We start from the raw sequence: 14,264 nt of genomic DNA on the forward strand, positions 1-14,264 counted from the left end.
GTAGTTAATAATATAATAATTAATAATTAAAAATATACATATGAAATATTTGGAGGATACTTATGGAAGCTAATGTTAGTACTATAGAAAAGAAAAAAGTTAAGTTAAAAAAGCCAAAACATTTTAAAGTTATAATGTATAATGATGATTTTACTACTATGGAATTTGTGGTAGAAATTCTTATGAATATATTTAGAAAAAGTATTAGTGAAGCAAATAAAATTATGATGGATGTTCATAAAAAAGGAAAAGGAATAGCTGGAATATATCCATATGATATAGCTATTTCTAAGGTAGAAAAAGCTATGGAATTAGCTAAAATAGAAGGATTTCCCTTTAAATTAACAATTGAGGAGGAGTAAATAAATATGGAAGTTACTAAAATTGTTAGTGAAATACTAATGAATTCATACAAAATGGCTAAAACTAATAATGATGAATATATAACTCCAGAACATTTTTTATATAATGCTTTAAAATGTGAAGAGTTTAAAGAAATAATAGAAGTTCATAAAGGCAATGTTAAGGAAATTAAAACAAAATTAAAAAATTATATTGATGAATTTGTTAATAAAATTAAAAGTGGAGAACCAAAGGAAAGTATAGAAGCTAGAAATATGCTTTTTATAGCGGCAGAGCAAGCAGCCTACAGTGGAAGACAATGCGTAGGATTAGAACATTTAGTATCAGCTTTATTTAATTTAGAAAATAGTTATGCCGTTTATTATTTAGAAGAGCAAGGTATTTCAAAGAGGGAATTGTTATTTGATATATGTCATAATAATAATAATAAATTTTCAGAAGAACTAGATTCAGATAAAGAAGAAAAAATAAATAATAAAGAAAATAAATCTATTATTGAAAAATATGCAGTTAATTTAAATAGTTTAATTAAAGAAGGGAATAAAGATCCTTTAATAGGAAGAAAAGATATAATAGAAAGAACTATGCAAATTCTTTCAAGAAGAACTAAAAATAATCCAATACATGTTGGCGAACCAGGAGTTGGTAAAACAGCTATAACATTAGGTTTAGCTTCTTTAATAGTTGAAGGAAAAGTACCTAAAGCATTAAAAAATGCAGAAATATTTTCTTTAGATATTGGTTCTATAATTGCAGGAACAAAATATAGAGGTGATTTTGAAGAAAGAATACATGATTTATTGGATGAAATTAAAAATCATGTAAACCCTATTGTTTATATAGACGAAATTCATAATATAGTTGGAGCAGGAGCACTATCAGGGGGAGCTTTAGATGGAGCAGGACTATTAAAAAAATATTTATTAGAAGGAAAAATTAAATTTATTGGAGCTACTACTTTTGATGAATATAAAAAATATTTTGAAAAAGATAAAGCCTTAAGTAGAAGGTTTCAAATAATAGAAGTAAATGAAACAACTAATGAAGAAACTATAAAAATTTTAGAAGGATTAAAGAAAAGCTTTGAAGATTATCATAATGTTAAATATACAAATAAAGCTTTAATAAATGCTGTGAAATTAAGTCAAAAATATATTAATGATAAATTTTTACCAGATAAAGCAATAGATATTATTGATGAGGCTGGAGCTTATGTTTCTATGAATAGAAAAAATAATAAAATAAAAAGAGTAGATGAAAAAATAATAGAAGAAATTATTTCAAAAATGTGTAATATACCTAAGCAGACAGTAGAAAGTAGCGAAATTAATTCATTAAAAATTTTAGATGAAGAATTAAAGAAAAATATATTTGGTCAAGATAATGCTATTGAAGAAGTTGTTAGATGTATAAAAATGTCAAGGGCAGGATTAAATGAAGATAATAAACCAGTAGCATCTATGTTATTTGTTGGACCAACTGGTGTAGGTAAAACAGAAATTGCAAGAACATTATCAAAAGTTTTAGGTGTAGATTTAATAAGATTTGATATGAGTGAATATGGAGAAAAACATTCAGCTTCCAAGCTTATAGGTTCTCCACCTGGATATGTGGGGTATGAAGAAGGAGGACTTTTAACAGATATAATAAGAAAAAAACCTAACTGTGTTTTACTTTTAGATGAAATAGAAAAAGCTCATAGTGATATTTTAAATGTATTGCTTCAAGTTATGGATTATGCTACATTAACAGATAATAAAGGAAGAAAAGCAGATTTTAGAAATGCAATAATTATTATGACATCAAATGCTGGTGCAAAAAACATAGGAAAACAATTAGTTGGTTTTGGAGAGAGAGAAATAAGTGGTGAATCTATTAAAGATGAAGTGAAAAAAATTTTTGCTCCTGAATTTAGAAATAGATTAGATAAAATAATAGTATTTAATAATATTGATAAATTAATGGCTTTAAATATTACAAATAAAGAATTAAATAATTTTAAAGAAAAATTAAAAGAAAAAAGTGTAGAAATTAATTATTCAAATGAATGTATTCAATATATTTCTCAAAAAGGAATTTCTAGAGAATTTGGTGCTCGACAAATACAAAGAGTTATTAATGAAAAAATTAAACCATTATTAATAGATGAAATATTATTTGGAAAATTAAGTATTGGAGGCACATGCACTATAGATATTTTAGAAAATAACATCATATTAAAAATTCATAAATAAAATAAATAAAAGTCGTACTTAACAGTGAACTATCCCTGTTTCTTTGTCAAGGGGCAGTCTAAGAGCGGTATGACTTTTATTAGTTTATAAAGAAAGGGATAATTGATATTACTAAATAACAAATGTTATAATAAATGAAGAATAATTTATATAAAATTTTTGTATAAAATCTAAATCTAAGCATACTTATATTTAGATATGATAAATTTAGTATATTTAAAAATATATAAATAAATTTTTTGTATTTTTAAGTATATTAAAGAGAATTTATTATGGAGGATGGGAGAAGAATGCTATATAAAATAAAAGATAAAATAAATGTTAATGAGTATATAGGTGGAAAATATGGTTTAGAAAGAGAAGCTTTGAGAGTTGATATTAATGGAAAGCTTTCATTAAAAAAGCATCCTAAAATTTTTGGTGATAAGATATCTAATCCATATATAACTACTGATTTTTCGGAAAGCCAAATAGAATTAATAACCCCACCAGTAAAAACAATAGAAGAATTATATAATTTTTCTAGTACCCTTTATGATATAGTAGCACTAAATATTGGAAATGAATATCTTTGGCCACAATCTATGCCTTGTAATATACCAGAAGATAATGAAATACCTATTGCAGAATTTTGTCAATGTAGTGAAAAGGGAAAAAAAGCTAGAGAGTATAGGGAAAAGTTATTTAAGAAATATGGAGGAAAAAAACAATTAATATCAGGTATTCATTTTAATTTTTCTTTTAGTGAATATTTAATTGAAAAATTATATGAAAATATAGAAGAAAATATTTCTTATAAAGAATTTAAAAATAACATTTATTTAAAGGTAGCTAGAAATTATTTAAGGTATAGATGGTTATTAATTTATTTATTAGGTGGAGCAGCTGTAATACATAAAAGTTATGAAAATAAATGTGTAAAAAAACTTGAAAAAATATTTGATGAAACTTTTGGAAATGATGAAGTTTTATCGTATAGAAATAGTGAGTGCGGTTATAGAAATAAAGTGGAGTTATTTCCATGTTATAAATCTTTAAATGATTATATTAAAAGTTTGAAAAAATTCATAGAAGACGGTTTAATAGAAAATCATAAAGAGCTCTATAGTCAAATAAGATTAAAGCCAAAAGATAAAGAAAAATTTTTTGATTCATTAGAAAAAGAAGGAATAGATTATTTGGAGATTAGAAGTATAGATATAAATCCTTTTGATAAAGTAGGAATTAGCTTAGAAGATTTGAAGTTTATTCAAGTTTTTATTTTGTTTTTATTACAAGAAGATGAATTTTCCTATTCAAATTGGCAAGAAGAAGCATTTTATAATCAAAAAGCAATTGCTGAACATGGGAGAAAAAATATTCTTTTGAAAAAAAATGGTCAAGCAATTTCAAAAGATCATTGGGCAATTAGTATATTAAATAAAATGCAAAATATGAATAATAAATTAAAGTTAGGTTTTGGAAATATAATAGAAAAGGCTATAGTTAAAGTTAATGATCCAAGTTTAACTTATGGAAGTTTGATTACAGAAATTGCTAAAAAGCATGGATATATAACTACAAATTTAAATTTAGCAAAGCAGTTTAAAAAAGAGGCTTATGAAAATAGATATAAATTAAAAGGATATGAAGATTTAGAACTTTCAACTCAAATACTAATAAGGGATGCTATAAAAAGAGGATTAAATTTTGAAATAATAGATAGAAAAGATAATTTTATTTCTTTAAAAAAAGAAAATCATATTGAATATATAAAGCAAGCTACTAAAACCTCAAAAGATAATTATGTATCTGTTATGATTATGGAAAATAAAATAGTAACTAAAAAAATTTTAAAAAATAATAATTTAAAAGTTCCAAATGGAATGGAGATAAATTCAATAGAAGAAGGCATAAATAGTTTAAATCAATTTATAAATAAGCCTATAGTAATTAAACCTAAATCAACTAATTTTGGTTTAGGTATAAGTATATTTACTAAAGGTGGAAACAGTAAAGATTTAATAAATGCTTTAGAAATTGCATTTACTTATGATAAAACAGTTATTGTAGAGGAGTTTATAGAAGGAAAGGAATATAGATTTTTAGTTATAGGAGAAGAGGTAGTTGGTATTCTTCATAGAATACCAGCAAATGTATTAGGAGATGGCATAAGTACAATAACTAAGTTAGTAGAAGAAAAAAATAAAAATCCTCTTAGAGGAATTGGATACAAAACTCCATTGGAAAAAATAAAATTAGATAGTGAGACTAAATTGTTTTTAAAACAAAATAATATAACAAAGGAATATGTACCTGATATTAATGAAATAGTTTATTTAAGAGAAAATTCTAACATTAGTACAGGAGGAGATAGTATTGATTTTACTAATAATATAAAGAAAGAATATAAAGAAATAGCTATAAAAGCAACAAAAGCAGTAAATGCTAAAATTTGTGGTGTGGATATGATGATAAAAGATATATACAATGAAAAAATAGAATATGCCATTATAGAATTGAACTTTAATCCTGCTATACACATACATTGTTTCCCATATAAAGGTATTGAAAGAAAAATTGGGGATAAAGTATTAGATTTATTAGAATTTAATGAAAATATACATTGTTAATGTACAAAATAAATTTTTTTATGATAACAAAAGCTATGAATTGTTAATTCATGGCTTTTGTTGTAAAATAAAAGTAGAATTTAATTTATAGTATAAAAGCTGTATCTTAAAATCTATAATAGTTTACATTTTATTTAATAACATAAAATGTAAACTAATGACGAATTGGTAACAAAAAATTTACTTTTAATTAATTAAAGAATATAAAGAAAAGAGTATAATATAATAGGTTTATAAATGAATTAAAAAAATGAAAGTAATAAACTTTTATTTTTATAAAAATATATAATGGGGGATTAATAAATGTCAGATAAGAACAAAAAGGATAAACCTGGGAAAATCTACAGTGATAATAATTTTAAAGTATCAAACAAAAAAATAGGTAGAAGAAGATCTAGAAGAAGAAAAGAAGGAATAAAAATAGGAATAGCTGTTTTAGGAATAATAGCATTACTAGTAATAGGAACAAAAGTTATATTTAATAGTAGAAGTGTAACAGATGCTTCAGATGAAAAAGAAAATGTAGTTAAAATGGAAGGGAAAAAAGAAACTCCAAAACCAAAACCAGATGACATAATACCTAATAGTAATGTAACTTATGAAGGTGATAAATATGCAGTAAATGCTGTAGATGTTAAAACTATGTTAGAGGGTAAATATCCTGGAGAAGATAAAATTGTATTTTTAACTTTTGATGATGGTCCAAGCCCTAATACAGATAAAGTTTTAAATACTCTATCTGAAAAGGGAGTACATGGAACATTTTTTATGTTAGGTGAAAGAATAGCTGAATCTGATGAAGCAAAAGAAAGAGTTAAAAAAGTAATAAAAAATGGAAATGCTATAGCAAATCATAGTTATACTCATAATATGAAAAAATTATATCCACATAATAAAGTAGATGTTCAAACATTTATGAATGAATATCATCAAACTAATGATTTACTTAAGTCAGTATTAGGTGATGAATTTAATGCAACAGTAGTAAGAATGCCAGGAGGATATAATAGTAGACAATATTATAAAGATCCAAATTTACCAGCTCTTAATGAAGCTTTTGATAAAGAAGGTATAGTAAGTATTGATTGGAATGCATTAGATGGTGATGCAGAAGGTAAGCCTTATACAAATGAACAAATGATGAATTATGTTAAAAGTTCTTCAAAGGGATTACACAAAGTTATTATATTAATGCATGATACTTATGGAAAAGAAAAAACAGCTGAAATATTACCACAAATAATAGATTATTTTAAAGAGCAAGGTTATGAATTTAAAACTATAAAAAATGCAGATAATGATACTCCAGCAGATGTATCAGCAACAAATAATAAAGAGCAAGCAAATACTAAATAGTTGATTTAAATATTTAAATTTATAAAAAATAAAATGCATGATTTATTAAATTTTAACTTAATAAAAATCATGCATTTATTTTTTAGGAACTTAAATTTATTTATTATCTAGATACTCATCATAAGTACATTGTTTATCGAATAGTTTTCCTTCTGGAGTTATTTCGATTATTCTATTAGCAATAGTTTGAACAAACTGATGATCATGACAAGCAAATAATAAATTACTCTTAAAATCTATTAATCCATTGTTAACAGCTGTTATTGATTCAAGATCTAAATGGTTAGTTGGTTGATCTAGGATTAATACATTAGCTGAGCTTAGCATCATTCTAGATAACATACATCTAACTTTTTCCCCTCCTGATAATACAGAAGCCTTCTTTAATGCCTCTTCTCCTGAGAATAACATTCTACCTAAGAAACCTCTTAGGTAGCTTTCTAATTCTTGTTCAGAGTTTTCGGCATATTGTCTTAACCATTCAACAAGATTTAACTCATATCCTTCAAAAAATTCAGTATTATCTTTAGGAAAATAAGCTTGAGAAGTAGTTATACCCCATTTAAATGTACCACAATCTGGTTCTATTTCTCCCATTATTATTTTAAATAATGTTGTTATTGAAATTTCATCTCCTATAAAAGCAACTTTATCATCTTTATTAATTCTAAAGCTTATATTATTTAAAACTTTAACACCATCAATAGTTTTAGTTAATCCATCAACTTCTAAAATGTCATTTCCAACTTCCCTTTCAGGTTTAAATCCTACAAAAGGATATCTTCTACTAGATGGTTGAATATCATCTAAAGTAATTTTATCTAAAAGTTTTTTACGTGATGTTGCTTGTTTTGATTTTGAAGCATTAGCAGAGAATCTTGCAATAAAGTTTTGAAGTTCTTTAATTTTATCTTCTTTTTTCTTATTTTGATCTTTAGCCATTTGTAAAGCTAATTGGCTAGATTCATACCAGAAATCATAGTTTCCAACATATAATTTTATTTTACCAAAGTCAACATCACAAATATGTGTACAAACCATATTTAAGAAATGTCTATCATGAGATACAACTATAACTGTTCCCTCAAAGTTACTTAAGAAGTTTTCAAGCCATGTTATAGATTTTACATCTAAGTGGTTAGTAGGCTCATCTAGTATAAGAACTCCAGGCTTACCAAATAATGCTTGAGCTAAAAGAACTTTAACTTTTTCATCTCCTTTTAACTCTCCTACTGTTTTGTAATGTAAATCAGTTCCAATTCCTAATCCTTGAAGTAATGATGATGCTTCAGATTCCGCTTCCCATCCATTAAGATCAGCAAATTCACCTTCTAACTCAGATGCTCTTATACCATCTTCATCAGAAAAGTCTGGCTTAGCATATAATGCATCTTTTTCAACCATTATTTCATATAATCTTTCATTTCCCATTATAACTGTTTGAAGAACTTCTTTATCATCATATTGGAAATGATCCTGCTTTAATACAGACATTCTTGTATTTGGTGCCAATGAAACATCTCCAGTATTTGCCTCAACTTCTCCAGCTAAAATTTTAAGGAAAGTAGATTTCCCAGCACCATTTGCTCCTATAACTCCATAGCAGTTACCAGGAGTGAATTTTAAATTAACATCTTCAAATAATTTTCTTCCACCGTATCTTAAACTTACGTTAGTTACTGTAATCATAAATGTATATTCCTTTCTTTTAAGTATATTAAAATAGTATATATTTTGTTATATAAATAATAAAATATATACTATTTATTCACAAATTAATTTAGATAATTTATTACGATTTAATATTATAGCATAAATGTTAAAAAAAATATATTGAATTGTTACTTTAAGTTATGATATATTTAATGCAACTTTTAATTTAGTTCAGAGAGACTAAAAAAGGGAGGAGATTTTACATATGACTAAAAATTTAAAAGAAAATTTAGAGGTAATAGGAGTTAGGGATAAAGTACCTCTAAAAAGAGCCATTCCTTTAAGTATCCAACATTTATTTGCAATGTTTGGGGCTTCAATATTAGTACCAATTTTATTTAAAATTGATCCAGCAACAGTGTTTTTCTTTAATGGTATAGGTACGTTATTATATGCATTTATAACAAAGGGGAAAATACCAGCATATTTAGGATCAAGTTTTGCTTTTTTAACACCAGTATTTTTATTAATTGAACAAGGAGTTTCCTTTAATCAAATTCAAAGTGGATTCTTTGTATCAGGTATCTTATTTATGTTTATAGCATGCATAGTTGGGTTTATAGGGACAACATGGATAAAAAAGTTGTTTCCGCCAGCAGCTATGGGAGCTATTGTTACCATAATAGGATTGGAGTTAGCACCTACTGCTGCTGATATGGCAGGATTTCCTGTAGGATTATCTAACTCTCCAGTATTAAATCCTAAATGGGTTACTGTTTCTATGATAACTTTAATTACAATAGTGTTATGTTCAATATTATTAAGAGGATTTTTAAAAGTAATACCAATTCTTATAGGGGTTATAGTAGGATATATTGCTGCTTGTGTGGTAGGACTTGTAGATTTTACTTCTATACAAAACGCACATTTCTTTGTAACGCCTAAAATTCAAATAATGGAATTTAATTTAAATGCGGTATTAACTATTTTACCAGCTACTTTTGTAGTTATAGCTGAGCATATAGGACATTTATCAGTTACTAGTAGTATTGTCGGTTCAGATTTATCAATAGATCCAGGTTTACATAAGTCTTTATTAGGTGATGGTTTATCAACAGCTATATCAGGCTTTTTTGGATCAGTTCCAACTACTACTTATGGTGAAAATATTGGAGTTATGGCAATTACTAAGGTTTATAGTGTTTATGTAATTTGTGGAGCAGCCTTATTATCTATAATATTAGGTTTTTCTGGAAAATTATCAGCATTAATAAGTACTATACCAACACCAGTGCTTGGTGGAGTAAGTTTGTTATTGTTTGGTACTATAGCTACTTCAGGATTAAGAACTTTTATGGAAGAAAAAGTAGATTTTTCTAAATCAAGAAATCTTATAATGACTTCTGTGGTTTTAATTGTAGGATTAAGTAATATCTCAATAAAAGTAGCTTCTATTGAGATTGAAGGAATGGGATTAGCTACTATAGTAGCCATTATTATGAGTATCACATTTATCATATTTGATAAACTAGGTATTATGAATGAAAAAGATAATTAATTGTAGCTAATTATAAAAAGATAATTATTACAAACTTTTGGTTTGTGCTAATTATCTTTTTTATTTATACATTTATAATAATTGAAAATTTTAGCACAAGATTTATTAAAGTTTTTAGAAAGATTTAAAAAATTTATTTCTTTTGTTTAAAATAAAAAAATTTATTTAATAATAAGTTTTTAAAAATTAAATGATAGAATATTAAAAAAATGGCTATTTAAAAGGGAGATTAGTTGATAATTTGATTAATTATTACATTTGTGTTACAATTAAAAAGATATTTTACGGGTTTAAAATTTAAAAAAGTGTAAAATCCCTTCTGACATAGTAATCAGGAAAAAGATTTTTGCCAGAAGGAGGAATGTAATTGTGAAAATCATTACTAAGAAATTAAAAGATTATTTTTCAAGAAAAAAAATAAATAAAAAAATATTTATAACATCAGCATTATTATTGATAATTGGAGCTTCGCTAGGGCTTTCGTTTAAAAAAACAATAATTGTAGTAGTAGATGGTGAAGAAAGAAAAGTTACTACCTATAAGGGGACCGTACAAGGGGCTTTACACGACCAAAAGTTATTTTTGGCACCTAAAGACAAAGTAGAACCTGAATTAGACAGTAAAATATCCAACAATGACACCATTAAAATAAACAGAGCTGTAAATTTAACTGTAAATGTGGATGGAAAAAAATTAAATTTAGTAAGTGCAGAAGATACAGTTAAAAATATGATTGCTTCAGAAGGTATATCATTAAATAAAGATGATAAAGTTTTACCATCTTTAGATGAAAAACTTGAAGATGGAGTAAGTGTAGAAATTATTAGAGTTGATGTAAAAGAAGTGAAAGAAATTTTACCTATAGCTCATGAAACATCAATAACTCATGATGATACCTTATTAGATACTTACACTAAGGTTTTAAAAGAAGGAAAAGATGGTGAAAAAGAAGTTATAAATAAAGTTGTTTTTGAAAATGGAAAAGAAGTATCAAAAACAGTATTAAGTGAAAGTGTTAAAACAGAACCAATAGCAAAAGAAGTAGTACAAGGAACATTAAAAACTTTATCTGTTAATAGAGGTGGAAATGCTATTAATTATAAAAAGCAATTAACAAATGTAAAAGCAACAGCTTATTCACCTATTAATGGAGCTAAAACAGCTTATACAGCTTCAGGAATGAAGGCAACGAGAAATCCAAATGGATATAGTACAATAGCTGTTGATCCTAGTATAATACCATTAGGAACAAAAGTTTATGTTGAAGGATATGGATATGCTATTGCAGCAGATACAGGCTCAAATGTTAAAGGGAATTTTATAGATGTTTTTTTTAATGAATTTAAAGAAGCTTGTAATTGGGGAGTGAAGTACCTAAATGTTTATATTTTAGAATAATTCAATATTATTTTTAAGTATAAATAATTGAAAGCCAAGTTATTTAGATAAATTTCTAAATAGCTTGGCTTTTTATTATTTAGATTTTTAAAGATAAATTTTTTTATTATAATAAATAAAAAAATACTTTAGTTTTTTAATGAGTGAAGAGGTGCAGGTATTCTGCCGCCTCTATTTATAAAATTAGAACAATCACCAGGAGAAGTACGCATTATAGGTGCAGTTCCTAATAAGCCCCCAAATTCAACTATATCTCCTACGTCTTTTCCAGGAACAGGTATAATTCTCACAGCAGTTGTTTTGTTATTAATCATTCCTATAGCAGCCTCATCTGCTATAATACCAGAAATAGTTGATGAAGAAGTATTACCAGGAATAGCTATCATATCTAAACCAACAGAACAAACACAGGTCATTGCTTCTAATTTTTCTAAAGTTAAAAAGCCTTCTTTAGCTTGCGCTATCATACATTCATCTTCAGATACTGGAATGAAAGCTCCACTTAAGCCACCTACATAGGAGGATGCCATTAAGCCACCTTTTTTTACAGCATCATTTAAAAGCGCAAGGGCAGCAGTAGTACCATGAGTGCCACAGTTAGAAAGTCCAATTTCTTCAAGGATTCGTCCAACTGAATCCCCTACAGCAGGAGTAGGTGCTAAGGATAAATCTACTATCCCAAAAGGTATATTTAATCTTTTAGATGCTTCTTTAGCAACTAGTTGTCCCATTCTTGTTACTTTAAAGGCTGTTTTCTTTATAGTTTCAGCAACTTGTTCAAAATTTTCTCCTTTAATATCTTCTAAAGCACGTTTAATAACTCCAGGACCACTAACTCCTATATTTATTACTTTTTCAGCTTCACCTACTCCGTGAAAGGCACCAGCCATAAATGGATTATCTTCAACAGCATTGCAAAAAACTACTAATTTAGCACATCCAAATCCATTATAAGTGTTATTAGCAATATTTTTTATCATTTTACCCATTAATTTTACTCCATCCATATTAATACCATATCTAGTTGAACCAATATTTATTGATGAACAAACTATATCAGTACAAGCTAATGCTTCAGGTAATGAATTTATTAAAATTAAATCACTATTAGTAAATCCCTTATGTATTAAAGCCGAAAAACCTCCTATAAAGTCTACTCCTACATTTTTAGCAGCTTTGTCCATAATTTTAGCTATGTCCACATAAGAATTAGCTTTAGTAGAAGCAGCTACTAAGGATATTGGAGTTACAGATATTCTTTTATTAATAATAGGAATTCCATATTCTTTTTCTATATCATTTCCTACTTTAACTAAATTTTCTGAGGTCTTAGTAATTTTATCATATATATTATTACAAAGTGTTTTCATATCGGAATTAGCACAATCTAAAAGAGATAGACCTAAAGTTATAGTTCTTACATCAAGATTTTGTTCTTTAATCATACTTAAGGTTTCTAATACTTCATTTTTAGTAAACATAATAAATCTCCCTTTTTGTTAAATTAAATGTTATGCATTGAATTGAAAATATCTTCATGTTGTATAGTTATATCTAAGGAAGAATTACAAACAATATTTTCAAATAATTGTTTTAATTCATCAATTTGATTAGTACTTTGAGAGATGTCAGTTATCATCATCATAGTAAAATATCCACCTAAAATAGTTTGAGAAATATCTAATATATTAATATTATTATCAAGTAAAATTTTAGTAACATCATGAATAATACCTACTCTATCTTTTCCCACCACTGTTATAACTGCTTTCATAAAACGCGCCTCCTAAAAATTAATCTTTTATGAAAATTATACCATAAATTTAAAAGGTTAAATATATATATAATTATTTATAAAAAAGAAGTTAATAATTCATAAAGACATTGAGTATAAAATTTGATATAATTACAAAAGAATTTGAAGTGAGGTGATTTTAGATGAGTGGTATTGCCGGAGAAGGTTGTGAAATACTTGTACCATTTAATGAAAGAAAGTCATTGCAAGATATAGAAAGAAGTTTGGTGAAAACATATAGAAAACATGTTTGGTCTAAATTTATCAAAGCAATAAAAGATTATAAATTAGTAGAAGAAGGAGATAAAGTTGCAGTAGCTATTTCAGGGGGAAAAGATTCTCTTATAATGGCAAAGCTTTTTCAAGAATTAAAGAGACATGGACAAATAAATTTTGATTTAGAATTTATTGCTATGGATCCAGGATATCATCCACACATAAAGGAACTTTTAATAGATAATTGTAATTATTTAAATATACCAATACATATTTATGAATCAGGAATATTTGAGGTTGTAGATAGAATAGCTAAAGATTATCCATGTTATATGTGTGCTAGAATGAGAAGAGGTTCTTTATATGCTAAAGCAAAAGAACTTGGATGTAATAAAATGGCTTTAGGACATCATTTTAATGATGTAATAGAAACCACAATGCTTAACATACTTTATGCAGGTAATTTTAAAACTATGCTTCCAAAATTAAAATCTAGCAATTTTCAAGGAATGGAGCTTATAAGACCTTTATATTATATTGAAGAAAAATATATAAAAAGATGGGTTCAAAATGCTGGAATATGGCCACTAAATTGTGCTTGTATGGTTGCAGCTAAAAAAATAGGAAATAAGCGTTTTGAAATTAAGGATTTTATCGAAGAATTTAAATTGAAATTTAATGATGTAGACAAATCTATATTTAGAGCAGCTGAAAATGTAAGTATAGATTCTATTTTAGGATGGGATATTGATGGAAAAGATTATTCTTATTTAGATTTTTATGATGAAGAATCATTATTATTTTCTGTAGGTCAATTAAAGCAAGATATGTTTGCTAAAGAAGCTATAATTAATGAAAAAAGAAAAATTGCTAAAAACTTAATTGGTATTTTAGCAGATGAAGTTATAGCAGAGAAAACAGGTCTTACATTAAAAGATATTGCATCTTTAAAGAATTAATAATAATATAAAAAATAAAAGCAGTCTTTTGTGGATAAAATAACAAAAGACTGCTTTTATAATTAATAGTAAAATTTTTAAACAAATTTTAATCAAATATGTATTTATTAAGATTATAAT

General features: G+C 26.1%; 9 protein-coding genes and 1 pseudogene. 7 read left to right on the forward strand and 3 right to left on the reverse strand.

What is annotated here, in order from left to right; genetic code table 11:
* Positions 1–62 precede the first annotated feature (62 nt).
* From GBZ86_RS06660 to GBZ86_RS06675, 4 genes are all read left to right on the forward strand, one after another.
* A complete protein-coding gene (locus GBZ86_RS06660; protein WP_152888960.1) occupies positions 63–362 on the forward strand; it encodes an ATP-dependent Clp protease adaptor ClpS in 300 nt (99 codons plus the stop codon).
* Between the two features lie 6 nt (positions 363–368).
* On the forward strand, positions 369–2,597 hold the full coding sequence (locus GBZ86_RS06665) for an AAA family ATPase (RefSeq protein WP_152888962.1): 2,229 nt from the start codon (positions 369–371) through the stop codon (positions 2,595–2,597).
* Positions 2,598–2,887: 290 nt separating this feature from the next.
* Positions 2,888–5,209: a bifunctional glutamate--cysteine ligase GshA/glutathione synthetase GshB gene (gshAB, locus tag GBZ86_RS06670; RefSeq protein WP_152888964.1), complete on the forward strand. Its 2,322-nt coding sequence runs from the start codon at positions 2,888–2,890 to the stop codon at positions 5,207–5,209.
* Between the two features lie 303 nt (positions 5,210–5,512).
* Positions 5,513–6,565 (forward strand): polysaccharide deacetylase family protein, encoded by a 1,053-nt coding sequence (locus tag GBZ86_RS06675; protein WP_152888966.1) that lies wholly within the window; start codon positions 5,513–5,515, stop codon positions 6,563–6,565.
* 96 nt (positions 6,566–6,661) lie between these two features.
* Here GBZ86_RS06675 and GBZ86_RS06680 read toward each other — a convergent pair whose 3' ends face one another.
* Positions 6,662–8,254 (reverse strand): ABC-F family ATP-binding cassette domain-containing protein, encoded by a 1,593-nt coding sequence (locus tag GBZ86_RS06680; protein ID WP_152888968.1) that lies wholly within the window; start codon positions 8,252–8,254, stop codon positions 6,662–6,664.
* Between the two features lie 229 nt (positions 8,255–8,483).
* On the opposite strand from GBZ86_RS06680, the gene uraA reads away from it, so the two are divergent.
* Together uraA and GBZ86_RS06690 are read left to right on the forward strand one after the other, a co-directional pair.
* Positions 8,484–9,776, forward strand: coding sequence for a uracil permease (uraA, locus tag GBZ86_RS06685; RefSeq protein WP_152888970.1), 1,293 nt, complete (start codon positions 8,484–8,486; stop codon positions 9,774–9,776).
* Between the two features lie 369 nt (positions 9,777–10,145).
* Complete coding sequence (locus GBZ86_RS06690; protein WP_327444399.1) at positions 10,146–11,174, forward strand: ubiquitin-like domain-containing protein; 1,029 nt, start codon at positions 10,146–10,148, stop codon at positions 11,172–11,174.
* Positions 11,175–11,302: 128 nt separating this feature from the next.
* Here GBZ86_RS06690 and GBZ86_RS06695 read toward each other — a convergent pair whose 3' ends face one another.
* The gene (locus GBZ86_RS06695) at positions 11,303–12,655 is read right to left on the reverse strand and encodes a PFL family protein (RefSeq protein WP_152888972.1); all 1,353 of its coding nucleotides are present in this window, start codon (positions 12,653–12,655) and stop codon (positions 11,303–11,305) included.
* Between the two features lie 23 nt (positions 12,656–12,678).
* On the reverse strand, positions 12,679–12,948 hold the full coding sequence (locus GBZ86_RS06700) for an ACT domain-containing protein (RefSeq protein WP_152888974.1): 270 nt from the start codon (positions 12,946–12,948) through the stop codon (positions 12,679–12,681).
* Positions 12,949–13,112: 164 nt separating this feature from the next.
* Between GBZ86_RS06700 and GBZ86_RS06705 the strand changes: the two are divergent.
* Positions 13,113–13,976: pseudogene (locus GBZ86_RS06705) on the forward strand (tRNA 2-thiocytidine biosynthesis TtcA family protein); the annotation flags it as partial.
* Positions 13,977–14,264: the final 288 nt, after the last annotated feature.

It is taken from the genome of Clostridium tarantellae (genome assembly GCF_009295725.1).
Classification (GTDB): domain Bacteria; phylum Bacillota; class Clostridia; order Clostridiales; family Clostridiaceae; genus Sarcina; species Sarcina tarantellae.